The sequence below is a fragment of the Maribacter algae genome (genome assembly GCF_047345745.1).
Lineage (GTDB): Bacteria > Bacteroidota > Bacteroidia > Flavobacteriales > Flavobacteriaceae > Maribacter.
Map to the genome: position 1 here is coordinate 869,635 of NZ_JBLFES010000001.1, position 20,422 is coordinate 890,056.

Genomic DNA, 20,422 nt, shown 5'->3' on the forward strand with positions numbered 1-20,422 from the left:
TTAAGATTTTAAGAAGCTAATTACAGTTATAGCATATGGCATCAAACAAAAAATATTGGAAAAGCGAAGCGGAGTTAAATCCTAACGATTCCATTGTTGAGGCGCTAAAACAAAACGAGTTTGTAGAGGAAATTCCCGTAGATGATTTTTTGGGCGATAAGGATACACTTTCTACTACGAGCACAAATCGAAGGGATTTTTTAAAGTACGTTGGTTTTAGTACTGCAGCGGCTTCTTTGGCGGCTTGCGAGGGTCCGGTCGTAAAATCGATTCCTTATGTAGTTCAGCCTGAAAATATTGTTCCAGGTGTCGCAAATTATTATGCAACATCGATTGCCAATGGTTTTGACTTTGCCAGTATTTTAATAAAAACACGAGAGGGGCGTCCTATCAAGGTCGAAAATAATACCATGGCCAAAGTTGGTGGTTCTGCCAACGCAAGAGTGCAGGCTTCTGTCCTGTCCTTGTATGACAGTACAAGGTTACAAGGACCTATGGCGAACGGGGAAGCGGTTGAGTGGGGCGCGTTGAACGCTGCAGTGAAAGCTAAGATGGGAAGTCTCAAAGGTTCTTCCAAAAAGATTGCGCTGTTGACGCAGACGTATGCCAGTCCATCCACATCGAGATTAATGCAGGATTTGATGGCGGCCAATGAAAACGTAATGCATGTTACGTATGATGCTATTTCGGAAGATGCTGCCTTAACGGCTTATGAGAACAAATATGGTGAGCGTGCTTTAGCGGATTATGATTTCGAGAAAGCAGGTTTGATCATTTCTTTTGGGGCCGATTTCTTGTCAGATTGGCAAGGTGGTGGATATGATGCAGGGTATTCCAAAGGTCGCGTGCCCAAGAAAGGAAAAATGTCAAGACACGTACAGTTAGAGGCGAATATGTCTTTAACGGGTGCCAATGCAGATAAGAGAATACCACTTACGCCAACGGCTCAGAAAATTGTTCTCGCCAAACTTTATGGAAAGCTTAATGGTACCAATGTGGGAGGAAATACCTCGGATTATGATACGGTCGTAGAACAGATTGCAAAAGATATTCGTAAAGCAGGTTCTGGTGCAGTGGTGGTTACTGGATTGGACGATGTAAATGCGCAGGCCGTAGTTTTGGCCATCAATGAAATGTTGCGTAGTAAAGCTTTTGACGCTAACGCGCCAAGATATACGAGACAAGGTAATGTTAAGGCGGTAAATGCTTTGATAGCCGATATGAAAGCTGGAAGAGTAGGTGCCTTGATTATGGACGGAGTAAATCCGATGTATTCCTTGCCTAACGCTGCCGATTTTAAGGAAGGTTTGGAAAAGGTTGATTTATCCGTTGCTTTTTCGACAAACTGGAACGAAACGACCGAAGCAGTTCAATATGCTGCGGCTTCCAACCACTACTTGGAATCTTGGGGCGATTTGGAAATCAAGAAAGGACATTACAGTCTAATGCAGCCTACTATCAACGAATTGTTCGACACCAAACAGTTTCAAAGTGCTGTTTTAGGTTGGATGGGAAGTGATAAGACCTATTACGATTATATTACGGAAACTTGGAATACTTCCATTTTAAATGGAGGAGATTGGAATCAAGCGCTACAAGATGGTGTTTTCAGTGCCGCTACCATGATGGTAGATGAAACCGAAATGGTTTCGGAGACAGATGAAGAGACTCCCGAGGAAGTTCAAGAAGTACTGCCAATTGCATCTGCCTTGAGGAGTTTGGCCAATGCTACGGCAGATGGAATGGAACTTATCTTGTATTCAAAAGTAGGTATGGGAGATGGTCAACAAGCCAACAACCCATGGTTACAGGAATTTCCTGATCCGATTACAAGGGTTTCTTGGGACAACTATGTTACTATTTCTAAAGCTGATGCCGAAACATTAGATGTGGAGAATGTGAATGTCGCTAACGGTGGTATGGACGGAAACTATGTTCATCTTACGGTTAACGGGGTTGTTTTGGAAAATGTGCCGGTAATTGTTCAGCCTGGTCAAGCAAAAGGTTCTGTTGGACTTTCGCTAGGATACGGGAAAACTGTTGGTATGAAGGAAGATATGAAGACGGGAGTGAATGCCTTTGTATTGTACGATGGTTTTTCGGCCAATCAATCCGTGAAAATAGAAAAAGCTGCGGGCAATCATGAATTTGCCTGTATTCAATTGCATAAAACCCTAATGGGTAGAGGGGACATCATCAAAGAAACTTCTTTGGAGATATTCAATACAAAAGACCATGCAGAATGGAACCATGTACCTCAGGTTTCATTGAACCATCAAGAAGTTCCTGCGACCTCAGTGGATTTATGGGATAGTTTTGACCGTTCCATTGGGCATCACTTTAACATGTCGATCGATTTAAACGCTTGTACTGGTTGTGGTGCCTGTGTTATTGCGTGCCATGCGGAAAACAATGTGCCCGTTGTAGGTAAGGCGGAAGTAAGAAAGTCAAGGGATATGCACTGGTTGCGTATTGACAGATACTATTCTTCCGAAGAAACTTTTGAAGAAGATAATACCAAAAAAGAGGATTTTGATGGCTTGTCTGGCGATAATGGTTCTTTAGGTGGTTTTGGAGAGTTGGAAGACCCTTCTGCGAATCCGCAAGTAGCCTTTCAACCGGTAATGTGTCAGCACTGTAACCATGCACCCTGTGAAACGGTATGTCCTGTTGCGGCAACATCACATGGAAGACAAGGTCAAAATCAAATGGCATATAACAGATGTGTAGGTACAAGATATTGTGCCAACAACTGTCCCTATAAAGTGCGTAGATTCAATTGGTTTTTATACAATAACAACGATGAGTTCGATTTTCACATGAACAATGATTTGGGTAAAATGGTATTGAACCCAGATGTAAATGTTCGCTCTAGAGGTGTGATCGAAAAATGTTCCATGTGTATCCAAAAAACACAAAAGACGATTTTGGATGCCAAAAGAGATGGTAGAATTATAGAGGACGGAGAATTCCAAACAGCTTGCTCTTCAGCCTGTGGGAACGGAGCAATTGTATTTGGGGATATCAATGATAAGAAGAGTAAAGTAGCCGAGCTCAAAGAAAGTGATAGGATGTACCACTTGTTAGAGCATGTAGGAACAAAACCAAATGTATTCTACCACGTAAAAGTTAGAAATACCAACGAAGCATAACAATACTAGAAAGTAATTATAATAGAAGTCTATGGCGTCGCATTACGAAGCACCTATACGGAGACCCCTAGTAACAGGAGATAAAGGCTACCACGATGTAACCGTGGATATTGCCGCTCCGGTAGAAGGTAGGGCCAATAAGCATTGGTGGATAGTTTTTTCCATTGCCTTGGTGGCATTCCTTTGGGGAGTAGGTTGTATTATTTACACCATCTCTACCGGTATAGGTACCTGGGGATTGAATAAAACCGTTAACTGGGCTTGGGATATTACCAACTTTGTCTGGTGGGTAGGTATCGGTCACGCAGGTACGTTGATATCAGCGGTACTTTTATTGTTCCGTCAAAAATGGAGAATGGCGATCAACCGTTCTGCGGAGGCAATGACGATATTCTCGGTAATACAGGCTGGTTTGTTCCCTATCATCCACATGGGTAGACCATGGCTGGCCTACTGGGTACTGCCTATTCCTAATCAATTCGGTTCGTTGTGGGTGAATTTTAATTCGCCGTTACTTTGGGATGTATTTGCCATTTCTACGTATTTATCGGTTTCTTTAGTATTCTGGTGGACTGGATTATTACCTGATTTCGCTATGATTCGTGACAGGGCCGTGTTACCTTTTCAAAAGAAAATATACGGTATCCTAAGTTTTGGATGGAGCGGGCGTGCCAAAGATTGGCAACGTTTTGAGGAAGTTTCCTTGGTATTGGCCGGTTTAGCCACACCTTTGGTACTTTCTGTGCATACCATTGTATCTTTTGACTTTGCCACTTCCGTCATACCGGGATGGCATACCACTATTTTTCCACCATATTTCGTTGCCGGTGCAATTTTCTCCGGTTTTGCTATGGTAAATACGTTGTTGATTATCATGCGTAAAGTATGTAGTCTGGAAAATTATATCACGGTGCAGCATATCGAATTAATGAACATTGTAATTATGATTACAGGTTCTATTGTAGGTTGTGCTTACATTACCGAGCTTTTTATGGCATGGTACTCTGGAGTGGAGTATGAGCAATATGCATTTTTGAACAGGGCTACAGGGCCTTACTGGTGGGCTTACTGGGCAATGATGACCTGTAACGTATTTTCGCCGCAGTTCATGTGGTTCAAAAAATTGCGCACAAGTATCATGTTCTCTTTCTTTATCTCTATCGTAGTGAATATAGGAATGTGGTTTGAGCGATTCGTGATTATTGTGACTTCATTGCATAGGGATTACCTTCCGTCTTCTTGGACGATGTTCTCCCCAACGTTTGTGGATATCGGAATCTTCATCGGAACTATTGGATTCTTTTTCGTACTCTTTCTATTGTACTCTAGAACGTTCCCGGTCATTGCGCAAGCGGAGGTGAAATCAATATTAAAGTCCTCTGGTGAGCGATACAAGAAACTTAGGGATGCGGGAAAACCACTATATCAAATCTCAACGGCTAAAGTTGAAACAAAAGAGATTATTACTGATGACGTATTGATGGGTGAAGTTGTACCCACTACAGGTGATAAGGTAGGTGTTAACGAGCTGTTGAGTTCTATTGGAACATTCGATTCGACCAAAGAAACACCGGATAATCTAAAGAAAGTAAAAGGGATAGGACCTCAGATGGAGGCGACCTTGAATGAAATAGGGATTTTCACTTTTGCACAAGTCGCGAGAATGACAGAACGGGAATACAATTTGTTGGATTCTATTACAGGGTCGTTCCCGGGGAGGGCACAAAGAGACGATTGGGCCGGACAGGCAAAATTATTAAACGAGAAAAAATAATTATGGCATCTAAGGTTATACAGGCATTTTACAACGATGATGACGTGTTGATGCATGCTGTAAAAAAAGTAAAGGCAGCTAAACATCATATAGAGGAAGTATATTGTCCTTTTCCCGTGCACGGTTTGGATAAAGCTATGGGATTGGCGCCCACGCGTATTGCGATTACCTCATTTCTATACGGTTGTGTCGGGTTAACGGTAGCTATCGTAATGATGAACTATATTATGATCGAGGATTGGCCACAGGATATTGGTGGTAAACCAAGTTTTAGCTACATAGAGAATATGCCGGCTTTTGTTCCGATCATGTTTGAGCTTACGGTATTTTTCGCTGCTCACTTAATGGTAATCACTTTTTACTTGAGAAGTAGATTATGGCCGTTCAAGAAAGCTGAGAATCCTGATGTACGCACAACGGACGACCATTTCCTAATGGAAATAGAAATACATGAAAATGAGCAAGAGCTAAAGGATTTGTTAGCGGATACCGGTGCGGTCGAAATAAATATATCAGAAAAAAACAGTCATTAAATATGAACAGTTTTAAGAAAATAATAATGATAGTGGTTTTGATGATAGCTCTCGTAGCTTGTCAAGACGATAGTAAACCCAACTATCAATACATGCCGAACATGTATGAACCAGTTGGCTATGAAACATACGGTGAAGTAGGTTTTCTACCGGACAATCAAGAAGCACTGGTGCCTCCGGCGAATACCATCAATAGGGGCTGGTTACCTTATGGTTTTGAAAATACACCAGAGGGAAAGGAATTGGCCAGACTAAATACAAGCCCATTGGATTCTCTGGCAAAAGATGAAAATCTTGCAGTAGGCGGACAGTTGTATACGATATACTGCGCTATTTGTCATGGTGATAAGGGCAAAGGACAAGGTACTTTGGTGAAGCGTGAAAAGATATTGGGCGTACCAAGTTATGACGACGCAGCACGTAATATAACGGTAGGAACTACCTTTCATACCATGCAGTATGGTTTGAACTCTATGGGCTCTTACGCCTCTCAAATGAATACGACAGAAATGTGGCAAGTTTCGGAGTATGTTATGAAATTGAAACAAGATTTAACCAAATAATAGGCAAACAGAACTATGTACACGTTTTCAAATAGGCTAAAAATGGGTTCCATTATCTTAATGGTCGTTGGTGTATTGGGTATTGGATGGGGCTTTCTTGCTGCACCCGGTACTGTAGAGGAGGCAAAAGAGATGGTAGCGCACCATGATGACGGTCACGGAGAAGGTCATGGGACGGAAAGCGAAGCCGATTATATGGAGAAATCTGGTCATAACCCTGAAATGGGTGGACACGAGATGTCCGAAGCAGAGCATGATGAACATGTTTTTCATCAATTACAAAACAAACCTTGGGCCGCATTATATGTTGCCGCTTTCTTTTTTATGATGATAGCCTTAGGGGTATTGGCATTTTACGCCATACAACGTGCGGCACAAGCAGGTTGGTCTCCCTTATTATTTAGGGTAATGGAAGGTATTACTTCTTATTTAGTGCCCGGTGGTATCATCGTATTTGTGATATTGGTGCTATCGGTATTGCATATGAATCATCTTTTTGTTTGGATGGATGCCGATGTGGTGGCACATGATGAACTGTTACAAGGGAAATCCGGATATTTAAATCCTACTTTTTTCTTGATTAGGGCTGCTATCTTTTTAGGGGGATGGATTGCCTACAGGGAATATTCAAGGAAACTATCCTTGGAACAAGATGAATCCGATGATAATTCCAAGTTTAAATTAAACTTTAGGATTTCAGCAGCATTTTTGGTGTTCTATTTGATTTCTGAATCTATTATGTCTTGGGACTGGATCATGAGCGTTGACCCACACTGGTTTAGTACTTTATTTGGTTGGTACATTTTTGCGAGTATGTTTGTCTCAGGAATTACAGTAATCGCTATGGTTACGGTTTATTTGAAATCTAAAGGATATTTAAAAGAAGTAAATGATAGCCATATCCATGATTTGGCCAAATTTATGTTCGGTATCAGTATTTTCTGGACGTATCTATGGTTTTCACAGTTCATGTTGATTTGGTATTCGAATATACCGGAAGAAGTGACCTATTACGTGACGAGGATACAGGATTATAGATTGCCATTCTTTGGAATGGTAGCCATGAACTTTTTGTTTCCAGTATTATTACTAATGAATAGTGATTATAAAAGAATCAATTGGTTCGTAGTGATGGCCGGTATCGTAATTTTAGCTGGACATTATATGGATATTTTCAATGCTATAATGCCGGCTACTGTGGGCGACCAATGGTTTATCGGTATCCCTGAGATAGGAGCTATATTGTTTTTTGCCGGATTGTTTATCTTTTGGATATTCAGGGCATTGACATCCGCTCCCTTACAACCCAAAAGGAATCCATTTATTGAAGAAAGTAGGCACTTTCACTATTAATGAATTGTAAAGTATAATTTCAAATCATACAATGACGACATTATTGACTTTAGCTGTTTTAGTACTTGTGGCAATTGCTATTTGGCAAATGACCAAGATATTTGAACTTTCACAGCTTAAAACGGCTAATACGGAAATAGCTAATGATAAGGATAATAAAAACAATGGTTATTTATTGTTTGCCTTTCTTGTCTTTATTTATGGAATTACTATTTTCAGTTTTTGGAAGTATGCTAAGTTTCTCTTGCCAGAGGCAGCTTCAGCTCATGGTGGGGAGTATGATTATTTAATGTTGGTGTCCTTTATCATCATTTTTATCGTACAAACCATTACACAGGCGTTACTCCACTATTTTGGTTATAAATACCGCGGTGAGAAAGGTAAGAAAGCGTTGTTCTATGCGGATAACGACCGTTTGGAGTTTATTTGGACGATTATTCCTGTAATCGTATTGGCCGGACTCATTCTTTGGGGACTATATACATGGACCAACATCATGGATGTAAATGATGAAGATGACCCATTGATAGTTGAGCTTTATGCCCAACAGTTCAACTGGACCGCTAGATATGGAGGAGAGGATAACGTACTAGGTGGTGCCAATGTTAGAATGATAGATATTGATAAAGCTAATGTATTGGGTCTAGATGAAGCAGATTCGTATGCTGCGGATGATGTTATCGTAAAAGAGTTACACTTACCAGTAGGTAGAAAGGTGAATTTTAAAATGCGTTCCCAAGATGTTTTACATTCGGCTTATATGCCGCACTTTAGGGCACAGATGAATTGTGTTCCAGGGATGGTGACAGAATTTTCTTTTACACCTATTTACACTACTGAGGAGATGCGACAAATGCCGGAAGTGGTGGATAAGGTAAAAAGAACGAATAAAATTAGGGCTGAGAAATCCGCTTCCGGAGAGGAACAATTAGACCCATGGGAATTTGATTATATATTGTTGTGTAACAAGATTTGCGGTAAATCGCACTACAACATGCAAATGAAAATAATAGTAGAAACTGAAGAGGAATACAATAAATGGATGGCCGACCAGTCTACTTTCGCCGAAACTGTCCTTAAGGATGACACAAATCCTGCCTTTAATACGGTAGATGGGGTTACTTTGACAGAATAGGCAAACATAAAGCTAGAAAAAGAAAATTAACACAAAAGAAATCGATTATGTCAGCAGTAACAGCACATGTAGATGATCACGCTCATGACGATCATGGACATCATCATCACAAGGAAACGTTCGTAACAAAATATATTTTTAGCCAAGACCATAAGATGATTGCAAAGCAGTATTTGATTACTGGTTTGATTATGGGTTTCATTGGTATTGCGATGTCCTTACTTTTTAGAATGCAATTGGCTTGGCCAGGAGAATCCTTTCCAATCTTTGAAGCAGTTTTGGGGAAGTGGGCTCCGGATGGCGTGATGGATGCCGATATATATTTGGCATTGGTCACGATACACGGTACCATTATGGTATTCTTTGTATTGACGGCCGGGCTAAGCGGTACTTTCAGTAATTTGTTGATTCCATTGCAAATCGGTGCACGTGACATGGCATCCGGGTTTTTGAACATGGTTTCCTACTGGTTGTTTTTTACGTCCAGTGTCATTATGGTCATCTCCTTATTTGTTGAGGCGGGACCTGCTGCAGCGGGTTGGACTATTTATCCTCCGTTGAGTGCCCTTCCAATGGCACAACCAGGTTCGGGAATGGGAATGACCTTATGGTTGGTTTCTATGGCAATTTTCATTGCGTCTTCCTTATTGGGATCGCTGAACTATATTGTAACGGTCTTGAACCTAAGAACTAAGGGGATGATCATGACAAGATTGCCATTGACTATTTGGGCATTTTTCGTAACGGCAATTATTGGTGTTATCTCATTTCCGGTATTATTATCGGCAGCACTTTTATTAATTATGGATAGGAGTTTTGGTACTTCTTTCTTCCTTTCGGATATTTTCATTCAGGGCGAAGTATTGCATTACCAAGGGGGCTCACCGGTATTGTATGAACATTTGTTTTGGTTCTTGGGTCACCCGGAAGTTTATATTGTATTATTGCCTGCTTTGGGAATTACTTCAGAAGTAATGTCCACAAATGCCAGGAAACCTATTTTTGGATATCGGGCAATGGTAGCCTCTATATTGGCCATAGCATTTTTGTCCACCATCGTTTGGGGACACCATATGTTTATTTCGGGAATGAATCCGTTTTTAGGTTCCGTATTTACATTTACGACCTTATTGATTGCAATACCATCCGCGGTAAAAGCATTTAACTACATCACTACGTTGTGGAAAGGAAATCTTCAACTGAATCCGGCAATGCTGTTTTCCATAGGTTTGGTATCTACTTTCATTACCGGAGGTTTAACGGGTATTATTCTTGGGGACAGTACTTTGGATATTAATGTTCACGATACCTACTTTGTAGTAGCGCATTTCCACTTGGTCATGGGTATTTCTGCATTGTATGGTCTATTTGCAGGTGTATACCATTGGTTTCCTAAAATGTTCGAGGGTAAAATGTTGAACAAAAACTTGGGATATGTGCATTTTTGGGTAACAGCTATTTGTGCGTACGGGGTTTTCTTTCCTATGCACTTTGTAGGTATGGCGGGTGTACCGAGAAGGTATTACCAGAATACAGCTTTTCCAATGTTCGATGAATTAACGGATGTTCAAGTATTAATGACCGTATTCGCCATAATTGCCGGTGCTGCGCAATTGGTATTCGTTTTCAATTTTGTAAGAAGTATTTTCTACGGAAAAAAAGGTCCAAAAAATCCTTGGAGTTCCAATACTTTGGAATGGACCGCAGAGGTGAAGCATATACATGGTAACTGGGATGGACCTATCCCTGAGGTACACCGTTGGGCATATGATTACAGTAAGGTTGATGCTGATGGGGAATATATTATTCCAGGACAGGATTTTGTTCCGCAGCATATTCCGCTACAGGAAGATGAAGAGGAATTGAACCATTAATAGAAATGAAATTTAATTGAAATGCCCACTGTAAAAGTTGGGCATTTTTTTTTGATAAGGGGTATGCTATAAATAGATATTTTTTAAGATTAATTCAAAAATGAATACCTTCATTTTTTATTTATCAATTTAAGAACACATGAATAGAGTGATTTTAGTTTTGCTGATAGGCATTTTAGGTTTTCAAGCAAATGCCCAGCGAAAGCCAAAGATTAAGGGAAATAAGAATGTAGTAGAGGTCAGGGAAGATCTCCCTCCATTTCATGCCATCCAATTGGACGATGATTTGGAAGTAGTGCTCCAAAAAGCATCTAACGAGGGCTACACCATAGAGGCCGATGATAATTTGATAGATGTGCTCAAGTTCAAAGTTTCGGATAGTGTTCTCGTGATTTCATCGTTCTATAACATCATATCCAAAAAGAAATTGAATATCACTGTTTATTATACGGAATTGACCGACATCAATATGAAAAATGGTGAAATAAGTATGCAAGATGTTATTTCTTCTGACCGATTGTACGTATATACTTCCGGAACCTCAAGATTGGAACTCAATGCAACTGCGGATATTATCGATATAAGTATGGAGGGCATCAGCTCCGGGGATTTTAATCTGGCCAGCGATTCACTTAACCTCACTTTAAAAGATAGAATAGATGTAAGGGTTTACGCTACGGGAGAGAAGAACAATGTCTACATGTACAAAAATGCATCCGCAAAATTCGAAGGAACTTCGGACTTCTTTACCGCGAAACTTTACGGCAATAGTAATCTGAAAGCAGAAAAATTGGAAGCGCAAAGCGCAATGATTATTTCACAAGATTCGCCCAGTGCAAGGGTAAATGTATTGAGCGACTTTCAATTGTCCTCTAGAGGTTCCTCAAGGACCAGTTTATACGGGAATCCCAAAATAACCATATTGGACTTTTTGGATACCTCACGCTTGGACAAGGAAAAAGATTAATGTGCTATTGGAGCGGACATACAATGCTCCGGAATACCAAAACCATCTACCAATATTTCAATATGAGGTCTTAATTCAGTAGAGAGTCGTTCTACGCGCTGTCGTATGGCCTTTGATTTTGTGCTTCCCAAATAACCCTGTTCCAAGTACCAAGATGCGTCTTTTCGTATTTCATATAGCGCATATAATGTTCCAAGTTTTCGGAATAGGTCCCGGTTTTTGTTGTCCGAAATCTGTTCCGTAAATTCCGTGAAAGCTTCATATGCCAATTGAACGCTATACGCTTTTCCCAGTGCTAACAAATGAGTCTGTACTTTCAGAAATGCCTGATAGGAAGGAATGCCTTTTTTTACATAACTTCTAATACGCATGGCCAAAGTATAGGTTAGTCTTCGGGTACGATGGTCAAAAGCATGTTTGTGAAACTTCGGATTATATAAATGTTCCTTATCTACCTTGTTGGAATAGACCGGATTTATAGTGGCCAGTTTATCGGTTAATTGGGTGCCCAAAAGTTTTAAGACCGATGAAAACCCGGCACTGTTAAATTCTGACTTAAAATTGGACAGTACCCCTTTTGCGGCTAATTGTAATAATACATTGTTATCGCCTTCAAAAGTAGTAAAAATGTCAACATCGCCCTTTAAATCTGCAATTCTGTTTTCTATCAAATAACCTTTTCCACCACAAGCCTCCCTACATTCTTGAATTGTGTCGTTGGCATACCAAGTTATGATGGACTTTAAACCGGCTACTTGCGTCTCCACCATGCGTTTGTCCGATTTTGAATCGTCACAATAGACTTTCATGACTTTATCCAAGGTAATTTGATATACATAGGCCGAAGCTACCAAAGGTGTCAACCTCAATTGGTGAGAAGGATAATCCATTAATAAATCTTCTTGAATTTTTATGCTGTCATTGAACTGTCTTCTTTTTAAAGCATGTTTAATGGCTATGGCAAGTGCCATTTTAGCACCTCCAAGCCCGGCTCTGGCAACACAAATTCTTCCACCGACCAGAGTTCCCAGCATTGTAAAAAATCGTTTGTTGGGATTTTTAATATCGGAATGATAATGGCCATCCTCATTGATGTCGCCATACTTGTTCAATAAATTTTCCCTTGGAACACGAACCTGATCAAACCAAATTTTCCCATTATCTACTCCATTCAATCCTAATTTATAACCGTTGTCCTCTACGCGAACTCCCGGAAGCAGTTCATGTGCTTCATCACGAAGTGGTACCAATATGGCATGCACGCCCTCATTTTTTCCATCCACGATCAATTTTGCAAATACAGAGGCCATTTTAGAATGTAATGCATTCCCAATATATTCTTTATTGTCGTTCGTGCCGGGAGTATGGATTACGATGGTGTCCGAATCCTTATCATATGTAGCAGTGGTTTTTATGCCTCTTACATTAGAGCCGTGTCCCGTTTCGGTCATGGCAAAACAACCTAATAATGCTGTGGTCCCTGTTTTTTTAAGATATTTATCATGATGTTTTTTGGTGCCTAATTTTTGTATGCTCCCCCCGAACAATCCAAACTGTACCCCAAATTTTATGGTAAGGCTGCCATCTACATACATCATATTTTCAAAAATGGTCGCATAGCCTTCCATATCTCCAGTACCGCCGTACTCTTTGGGATAGGCCATAGCACCATACCCTTTTTCTGCCAGAAATTGTACTTGTTTCAATACAACGGTTCTAAAATCTTCTTTATTTCTATGGATGTCCCATTTAAAAATAGGGTCCTTGACCGCATCTCTAAAGGCATCTATGGTTTTGGAATATTTTCCCTTTAGAATGGAATCAATTTCATTGGCATCGTAAAAATCCGAGGTTAGCTCATGTTGTACTTCAACATTAAAGAGATGGTTGTAGTGGTTGGGCTGTATGCCCAAATTGATTTCAATATGTTTAAGACTGTCATTGAAAGGACAAGTATCAAAATACGCACAAACAATTTTTTGGCTGAAAGTGGATAAGGGATAGGTTTCGCTTTCAATCAATTTTATGTTGGAATTGGAAATCGTTTGTTTCCAATTTTTAAATTCTTCATTGGCTGGCGGTTGTTCTACGTTGAGCCAAGATTTGAGTTGTTCCTTTTCTTCCTTGGTCAAACTTTCATCGGTTTCTATCGCTTTTTCTACCACGTTGATCTCAGAAGCGGACACTAGATCGTCTGACCATATCACATAAAAAAAAGGAATATATTGGAGTATTCCCGGAGCATACGTTTTCTTTTCCATACATGAAATTTACGATTTTATTTACCAAAATGGAGTTTAAAATCTTGGTTCCAAAAGCATGGTCGTCTTTTTTCTTTTTCCGCTATCTTTGTTAGGATATGAATGAGTATTTAGACCCTTCTGGAGAACATTTTTCCGATGCCGAAATGGATATCGAAAGAGCCTTGCGCCCTGTTAATTTTGATGATTTTACGGGACAAGAGCAAGTGTTGGAGAATTTAAAGGTTTTTGTGGAAGCTGCGAATCAAAGGGGGGAAGCATTAGATCACACCTTGTTCCATGGCCCCCCCGGATTGGGGAAAACAACGTTGGCGCATATTTTGGCCAACGAACTGGGCGTAGGTATAAAGATAACCTCCGGACCTGTGCTAGATAAACCAGGTGATTTGGCCGGGTTGTTGACCAATCTAGATGAGCGTGATGTGCTTTTTATTGATGAAATACACCGATTAAGCCCTATTGTGGAAGAATACCTCTATTCGGCCATGGAAGATTACCGGATAGATATCATGATTGAAACAGGCCCCAATGCCCGTTCGGTACAAATAAATTTGAGTCCGTTTACCCTGGTAGGAGCCACCACACGGTCAGGTCTGTTAACAGCTCCCATGCGTGCTCGTTTTGGCATTCAAAGTAGGTTGCAATACTACGATACGGAACTGCTTTCCACCATCGTGGAGCGAAGTGCGGAAATCTTAAAAGTCCCTATTTCAAATGATGCCGCTATTGAAATTGCTGGCAGAAGTAGAGGAACTCCAAGAATTTGTAACGCCTTGTTGCGTAGGGTAAGGGATTTTGCCCAGATAAAGGGCAATGGAAATATAGATATCGATATTTCTAGATTCAGTCTTAAAGCTTTAAATGTGGATGCACATGGGTTGGATGAAATGGATAATAAAATCCTAACGACCATCATTGATAAATTCAAGGGAGGCCCGGTAGGGATTACTACCTTGGCAACAGCGGTATCTGAAAGTGCCGAGACCATAGAAGAAGTCTACGAGCCATTTTTGATTCAGCAAGGTTTTATCATGCGAACGCCGCGGGGTCGTGAAGTCACGGAGTTGGCGTACAAGCACCTCGGCAGAATAAAAGGAAATGTTCAAGGAGGATTATTTTGAGTATCGATATAAAATCAAAAAGGACAAAACTCATCAAAACCGAAGCCAAACGCCTCGGTTTTTTATCATGTGGTATTTCCAAGGCAGAGTTTCTAGAGGAGGAAGCCCCTAGATTGGAACAATGGCTCAACAACAATATGCATGGCGAAATGGGTTATATGGAAAACCACTTCGACAAACGCCTTGACCCAACGAAATTGGTTGAAGGGTCAAAGTCCGTTATTTCGCTTTTGCTGAACTATTTTCCCGAAAAAACGCAAATAAAAAACACTTTTAAGGTATCTAAATATGCATATGGTCAGGATTACCATCACGTCATTAAATCCAAATTAAGACTACTGCAAGAATTTATATCAGAAGAAATCGGGGAGGTCGATGGGCGCGCCTTCGTAGATTCCGCTCCGGTTTTGGATAAAGCTTGGGCCGCTAAAAGCGGACTCGGTTGGATGGGCAAACACAGCAACCTTTTGACCCAACAAGTAGGCTCTTTTTACTTCATTGCCGAATTGATCGTAGATCTTGAATTGGAATATGACAGCCCCGTGACCGACCACTGCGGTACCTGTACGGCATGTATCGATGCCTGCCCAACAGAGGCTATCGTGGAACCTTATGTCGTTGATGGTAGTAAATGTATTTCGTATTTTACGATTGAGTTAAAGAATGAAATTCCGACTTCCGTTCAAGGTCAATTTGACGATTGGATCTTTGGTTGTGATGTTTGTCAAGACGTGTGCCCATGGAATAAGTTTTCAAAACCACACCGGGAGCCATTATTCGATCCGCATCCAGATTTATTATCCATAACTAAAAAAGATTGGGAAGAAATAACCGAGGATGTCTTCAAAAGAGTATTTCAAAAATCTGCTGTCAAACGTACCAAATTTTCTGGCCTGAAGAGAAATATCGAGTTTCTCAAAAAGTAGGTTCCCCTCCTCTGGAGAGTAAAGGGAGGCCGACCAAGAAAGATTAGGAGAAAACAACGGAAGATGTTTTCAAGAAAGTTTTCCAAAAATCGGCAGTAAAGCGAACAAAATATTCGGGCCCCAACGGAATATAAATTTCCTGAAATAAGATTTTGATAAAACGCAAACGTTTTAGTTGTCGAATTCGCTTTTTTGAGTACTAAAATTCAATAAAACATCAAAGATTATAGTATATTCAAAAGATGTTTTTGAAGAGATGAAACATCAAGTTGCTTCAGTTTAAAATCAAACCAACTATGAAAATCAATAAACCAAGGTTAAGTTTCTGGCAGATATTTAATATGAATGTCGGGTTTTTGGGCATTCAATATAGCTTTGGTCTTCAACAAACGGCTATCAATCCCATATTTCTATATTTAGGCGCATCGGAAGAAATGCTACCTATTTTAAACATCGCCGGACCGGTAACGGGTTTGGTCGTTCAACCTATTATCGGGGCTATGTCCGATAAAACATGGTCGCCCAAATGGGGCAGGCGAAAGCCCTATTTTTTGATTGGCGCCATCATTGGTAGTCTGTGTCTTTTTGCTTTTCCGACCAGTCCCGTACTCTGGTTTGCAGTGGGTCTTTTATGGATTTTGGATGTTGGAAATAACATGGCTATGGAACCTTACCGAGCCTTTGTAGGAGATAAGCTTCCCGAAAAACAACTCAGCCTTGGATATCAAATGCAAAGTCTGTTCGTTGGTGCCGGTATTCTATTGGCCAATGGTTCTATTGTGCTGTTCCAATATCTTCTGGGCGATGAATCACTGGAAGTCGCTGGGACCATTCCCGAGTGGTTGTACTTTTCCTTCTATATCGGGGGACTTCTTTCTATAACAACCATTCTTTGGTCCGTTTTCAAAACACCGGAAATTCCACCATCCGAGGACGAATTGGCCGAAATAAACCACGATAAGGCTTTGCCAATTTCTGCACGTATTGCGAAACCTTTTACGGAAATAGCTACTGCGGTCAAAGAAATGCCTTCGTTTATGTGGAAAATAGGGGCGGTATATTTGTTTCAGTGGTATGCCCTTTTTATTTATTGGCAGTACATTACTCCGCTATTTAAGCTTACCATGGGCTATTCTACCTCAGAAGCCGCATCCCAATCCGCTCAAATGAGCCTCACATATAACATAGTGACCATGGTCGTGGCCTTGGCACTGGTTCCGTTAACCTTAAAATTTGGAGGCAAGAAGATATATGCCTTAAGCTTAGTAGGTACCGGACTTGCATTGTTCGCAATTCCTTTTATTGATGATGCCTTATTGGTTTTGGCTCCAATGGTATTATTTGGTATAGGTTGGGCAGCTATGATGGGTATTCCCTATACTATGGTCTCAAAAGTGGTTCCCCAAGAAAGACGTGGCGTTTATATGGGTATTTTGAATATGATGATCGTGATTCCTATGGGGATTGAAACCCTCACTTTTGGCCCTATTTACAAATACCTTTTAGGCGGAAACGCCGTAAATGCGATACTTTTCGCAGGAGCTTTCTTTATCATTTCCGCAATTTTGGCAATGAGGTTGAACGTCAAAGAAAAAGCCTAAAAGTTTTGATCAATTGATGTTCTGTTTTGAGAATATAGGATGATATCGGATAAAAGGTATTTCTGTTAATGCTTTTCTGAAGAATACCCCTAAATTTGTGTCTTTAAATAAGGACACTATAATGAGTAAGGAAAAACAACGCAGAGAAGCACTGGTTTATCATGCAAAACCGCAACCCGGTAAAATAAAAGTTGTACCCACCAAACCTTATTCCACCCAGCGCGATTTGGCACTGGCGTATTCCCCCGGAGTGGCAGAACCTTGTTTAGAGATTGCCAAAGACCGAGAAAATGTTTATAAATACACCGCTAAGGGAAATGTAGTGGCCGTAATTTCCAATGGGACGGCTGTTCTGGGATTGGGCAATATTGGGCCGGAAGCTTCCAAACCCGTGATGGAAGGAAAAAGTCTCCTGTTTAAGATTTTTGCCGATATTGATGGAATTGATATTGAAGTAGACACAGAGGACGTGGATAAATTCGTAGAGACGGTAAAAGCCATAGCCCCAACTTTTGGAGGAATAAATCTAGAGGACATCAAAGCACCCGAAGCCTTTGAAATTGAACGTAGATTAAAGGAAGAACTGGATATTCCGGTAATGCATGATGATCAACATGGTACCGCGATAATTTCTGCGGCAGCATTGCTCAATGCTCTGGAGCTTTGCAAAAAGAAAATAGATAACGTAAAAATCGTCATAAGCGGAGCTGGGGCAGCTGCCATTTCTTGTACGCGATTGTATCAGGCATTTGGAGCTAAGTCCAAGAATATAGTCATGCTGGATAGCAAAGGGGTCATCAGAAAGGACAGGGACGATCTATCTTCTCAAAAAGCTGAATTTGCTACGGGTAGGAAGATTTCTACTTTGGGCGAGGCCATGAAAGATGCCGATGTTTTCATTGGGCTGTCCATGGCGGATATTGTTTCTCCGGCCATGCTGAAATCCATGGCAAAGAATCCCATTGTTTTCGCCATGGCGAATCCCAATCCAGAAATTGAGTATAATCTAGCCTGCAAGACCAGGGATGATATTTTAATGGCCACCGGCCGTTCCGACCATCCGAACCAAGTAAATAATGTGCTTGGTTTTCCCTTTATCTTCAGGGGGGCTTTGGATGTTAGGGCTACCAAAATCAATGAAGAAATGAAAATGGCTGCGGTAAAAGCCTTGGCCGAGTTGACAAAAGAACCCGTTCCGGAACAGGTGAACATAGCTTATGGTGAAACTAGATTGACTTTTGGGAAAGATTACATTATTCCAAAACCGTTCGATCAGCGATTAATCTCTAGAATTCCCCCGGCAGTGGCGAAAGCGGCCATGGAAAGTGGTGTGGCCAAAGCTCCAATTGAGGATTGGGAAAAATATGAGGAAGAACTACTGCAGAGATCGGGTAACGACAATAAAGTGGTAAGATTGTTACATAGTCGCGCAAAGTCCAATATCAAGAGAATCGTTTTTGCGGAAGCGGACCAATTGGATGTTTTAAAAGCAGCACAGATAGTACATGAAGAAGGTATTGCCCAACCTATTCTATTGGGAAGAAAAGAGGTGATAGAAGAACTCATGGGAGAGTTGGAGTTCGACGCGGATATCACCATAATTGACCCAAAGTCCAAGGAGTTTGATGAAAAGCATGTTCGGTATGCCACAAAGTACTGGGAAAGTAGAAAGCGTAATGGAGCTACTTTTTATAGTGCGAAAATAAAGATGCGTGAGCGCAACTATTTTGGGGCAATGATGGTTTTGGAAGGCGATGCGGATGGAATGATCTCAGGATATTCCAGAGCATATCCAACGGTCGTAAAACCTATTTTAGAGGTAATCGGGAGAGCATCGAACGTGAAAAAAGTATCTACCGTAAATATTATGATAACGGATAGAGGTCCTTTGTTCTTGGCGGATACTTCCATCAATATAGAACCTAATGCCGCTGAAATAGCGGAGATTGCACAAATGACGGCCAATGTAGCGAGTACTTTTGGTTTTGATCCCGTATTGGCGCTATTGAGTTATGCGAACTTTGGTTCATCATCTCATCCAAATGCCAAAAAAGTGAGAGAGGCCGTTCGTATTTTGCACGAGGCCAATCCAAATTTGGTCGTAGATGGTGAAATTCAAACAGATTTTGCACTCAATAGGGAGCTTCACGAAAGCAAGTTTCCGTTTTCCAAATTGGCGGGTAGAAAGGTAAATACACTTATTTTTCCCAATTTGGAGTCGGCAAATATTACCTATAAGCTTTTGAAAGAATTGAACAAGGCCGATTCTATAGGGCCTATTATGGTGGGGCTTAGAAAATCGGTTCATATTATGCAGTTAGGGGCCAGTGTGGATGAAATTGTGAATATGACAGCGGTTGCGGTAATAGATGCACAGGAACGTGAAAAGAGGAAGAAAGCTAAAATGGGAAAGTAGGTTTGTAAATCAAAGATTTTGTTATTTCAATAGCCAATAGCCAATAGCCAATAGCCAATAGCCAATAGCCAATAGCCAATAGCCAATAGCCAATAGCCAACTTTGTACTTGAATTTTAATTATGATCCATCATCTTAAAGGAAAGCTAGTCGAAAAAAATCCAACGTACATCATTGTTGAATGTGGCGGGGTGGGTTATTTTGTAAATATTTCCTTGAATACGTTTTCAAAAATTCCAGATACAGAACTCGTTAATATTTATACTCACTTACAGGTAAAAGAAGACTCGCATACATTATTCGGTTTTGCGGAGAAATCGGAACGCGAAATCTTTAGATTATTACTTTCGGTTTCGGGTATAGGTTCCAGTACCGCAAGGACCATGCTTTCTTCGATGTCACCCAGTCAAATTAGGGAGGCAATAGCCCATGGAGATGTCCCTGCTATTCAAGCGATAAAGGGCATTGGTGCCAAGACGGCGCAGCGTGTTATTTTGGATTTAAAGGACAAGGTTTTAAAAGTCCAGGATATGGACGAAGTTTCGCCAACTTCGAACAATACAAATAAAGAAGAAGCGTTATCTGCTTTAGAGGTTCTTGGATTTGCAAGAAGGCAGTCCGAAAGGATAGTAGATAAGGTAATTTCCCAAGATTCCTCCTTAAGCGTGGAGAACATCATAAAGCTCGCGCTGAAAAATTTGTAATAAATAAGAGACCAGGGGCAATCAAACTTCTTAAAACATATTT

14 protein-coding genes are annotated in these 20,422 nt (G+C 40.7%); 13 read left to right on the top strand and 1 reads right to left on the bottom strand.

The genetic code is table 11. The annotated features are described in order from the left end of the window. Positions 1-35: 35 nt before the first annotated feature. From ACKWBX_RS03785 to ACKWBX_RS03820, 8 genes are all read left to right on the top strand, one after another. Entirely contained in the window at positions 36-3,152 is a 3,117-nt protein-coding gene (locus tag ACKWBX_RS03785; protein WP_413967317.1) for a TAT-variant-translocated molybdopterin oxidoreductase, read from the top strand. Between the two features lie 31 nt (positions 3,153-3,183). Further along, complete coding sequence (gene nrfD, locus ACKWBX_RS03790) at positions 3,184-4,926, top strand: NrfD/PsrC family molybdoenzyme membrane anchor subunit (protein ID WP_413967318.1); 1,743 nt, start codon at positions 3,184-3,186, stop codon at positions 4,924-4,926. 2 nt (positions 4,927-4,928) lie between these two features. Beyond that, positions 4,929-5,459, top strand: a complete 531-nt coding sequence (locus tag ACKWBX_RS03795; protein WP_413967319.1) for a DUF3341 domain-containing protein — start codon at positions 4,929-4,931, stop codon at positions 5,457-5,459. A 2-nt stretch (positions 5,460-5,461) separates the two neighbouring features. Beyond that, positions 5,462-6,022: a c-type cytochrome gene (locus tag ACKWBX_RS03800; protein ID WP_413967320.1), complete on the top strand. Its 561-nt coding sequence runs from the start codon at positions 5,462-5,464 to the stop codon at positions 6,020-6,022. A 15-nt stretch (positions 6,023-6,037) separates the two neighbouring features. Next, positions 6,038-7,375: a quinol:cytochrome C oxidoreductase gene (locus ACKWBX_RS03805; RefSeq protein WP_413967321.1), complete on the top strand. Its 1,338-nt coding sequence runs from the start codon at positions 6,038-6,040 to the stop codon at positions 7,373-7,375. 31 nt (positions 7,376-7,406) lie between these two features. Beyond that, the gene (locus ACKWBX_RS03810) at positions 7,407-8,510 is read left to right on the top strand and encodes a cytochrome c oxidase subunit II (protein ID WP_413967322.1); all 1,104 of its coding nucleotides are present in this window, start codon (positions 7,407-7,409) and stop codon (positions 8,508-8,510) included. Between the two features lie 47 nt (positions 8,511-8,557). Beyond that, positions 8,558-10,384 carry a cytochrome c oxidase subunit I gene (locus ACKWBX_RS03815; protein ID WP_413967324.1) on the top strand — a complete coding sequence of 609 codons (1,827 nt, stop codon included), beginning with the start codon at positions 8,558-8,560 and terminating at the stop codon, positions 10,382-10,384. A gap of 139 nt (positions 10,385-10,523) precedes the next feature. After that, on the top strand, positions 10,524-11,351 hold the full coding sequence (locus ACKWBX_RS03820; protein ID WP_413967325.1) for a GIN domain-containing protein: 828 nt from the start codon (positions 10,524-10,526) through the stop codon (positions 11,349-11,351). Here ACKWBX_RS03820 and ACKWBX_RS03825 read toward each other — a convergent pair. Next, positions 11,348-13,612: an acyl-CoA dehydrogenase family protein gene (locus tag ACKWBX_RS03825; RefSeq protein ID WP_413967327.1), complete on the bottom strand. Its 2,265-nt coding sequence runs from the start codon at positions 13,610-13,612 to the stop codon at positions 11,348-11,350. The genes ACKWBX_RS03820 and ACKWBX_RS03825 overlap by 4 nt on opposite strands. A gap of 98 nt (positions 13,613-13,710) precedes the next feature. Between ACKWBX_RS03825 and ruvB the strand changes: the two genes are divergently transcribed. From ruvB to ruvA, 5 genes are all read left to right on the top strand, one after another. Further along, positions 13,711-14,733, top strand: a complete 1,023-nt coding sequence (gene ruvB, locus ACKWBX_RS03830; protein ID WP_413967329.1) for a Holliday junction branch migration DNA helicase RuvB — start codon at positions 13,711-13,713, stop codon at positions 14,731-14,733. Between the two features lie 2 nt (positions 14,734-14,735). After that, positions 14,736-15,659, top strand: a complete 924-nt coding sequence (queG, locus tag ACKWBX_RS03835; RefSeq protein WP_413967981.1) for a tRNA epoxyqueuosine(34) reductase QueG — start codon at positions 14,736-14,738, stop codon at positions 15,657-15,659. Between the two features lie 296 nt (positions 15,660-15,955). After that, complete coding sequence (locus ACKWBX_RS03840) at positions 15,956-17,260, top strand: MFS transporter (RefSeq protein ID WP_413967330.1); 1,305 nt, start codon at positions 15,956-15,958, stop codon at positions 17,258-17,260. Between the two features lie 121 nt (positions 17,261-17,381). Then, positions 17,382-19,676 (top strand): NADP-dependent malic enzyme, encoded by a 2,295-nt coding sequence (locus ACKWBX_RS03845; RefSeq protein WP_413967331.1) that lies wholly within the window; start codon positions 17,382-17,384, stop codon positions 19,674-19,676. A gap of 121 nt (positions 19,677-19,797) precedes the next feature. Beyond that, entirely contained in the window at positions 19,798-20,379 is a 582-nt protein-coding gene (gene ruvA / locus ACKWBX_RS03850) for a Holliday junction branch migration protein RuvA (protein WP_413967332.1), read from the top strand. Positions 20,380-20,422: the final 43 nt, after the last annotated feature.

What these genes read in the sequence shown, in the direction of transcription:
- ruvB (WP_413967329.1), top strand. Translation starts at nt 13,711, where the DNA reads ATGAATGAGTATTTAGACCCTTCTGGAGAACATTTTTCCGATGCCGAA.
- ACKWBX_RS03810 (WP_413967322.1), top strand. Translation starts at nt 7,407, where the DNA reads ATGACGACATTATTGACTTTAGCTGTTTTAGTACTTGTGGCAATTGCT.
- ACKWBX_RS03785 (WP_413967317.1), top strand. Translation starts at nt 36, where the DNA reads ATGGCATCAAACAAAAAATATTGGAAAAGCGAAGCGGAGTTAAATCCT.
- nrfD (WP_413967318.1), top strand. Translation starts at nt 3,184, where the DNA reads ATGGCGTCGCATTACGAAGCACCTATACGGAGACCCCTAGTAACAGGA.
- ACKWBX_RS03845 (WP_413967331.1), top strand. Translation starts at nt 17,382, where the DNA reads ATGAGTAAGGAAAAACAACGCAGAGAAGCACTGGTTTATCATGCAAAA.
- ACKWBX_RS03805 (WP_413967321.1), top strand. Translation starts at nt 6,038, where the DNA reads ATGTACACGTTTTCAAATAGGCTAAAAATGGGTTCCATTATCTTAATG.
- ACKWBX_RS03820 (WP_413967325.1), top strand. Translation starts at nt 10,524, where the DNA reads ATGAATAGAGTGATTTTAGTTTTGCTGATAGGCATTTTAGGTTTTCAA.
- ACKWBX_RS03825 (WP_413967327.1), bottom strand. Translation starts at nt 13,612, where the DNA reads ATGGAAAAGAAAACGTATGCTCCGGGAATACTCCAATATATTCCTTTT.
- ACKWBX_RS03815 (WP_413967324.1), top strand. Translation starts at nt 8,558, where the DNA reads ATGTCAGCAGTAACAGCACATGTAGATGATCACGCTCATGACGATCAT.
- ruvA (WP_413967332.1), top strand. Translation starts at nt 19,798, where the DNA reads ATGATCCATCATCTTAAAGGAAAGCTAGTCGAAAAAAATCCAACGTAC.
- ACKWBX_RS03795 (WP_413967319.1), top strand. Translation starts at nt 4,929, where the DNA reads ATGGCATCTAAGGTTATACAGGCATTTTACAACGATGATGACGTGTTG.
- ACKWBX_RS03800 (WP_413967320.1), top strand. Translation starts at nt 5,462, where the DNA reads ATGAACAGTTTTAAGAAAATAATAATGATAGTGGTTTTGATGATAGCT.
- ACKWBX_RS03840 (WP_413967330.1), top strand. Translation starts at nt 15,956, where the DNA reads ATGAAAATCAATAAACCAAGGTTAAGTTTCTGGCAGATATTTAATATG.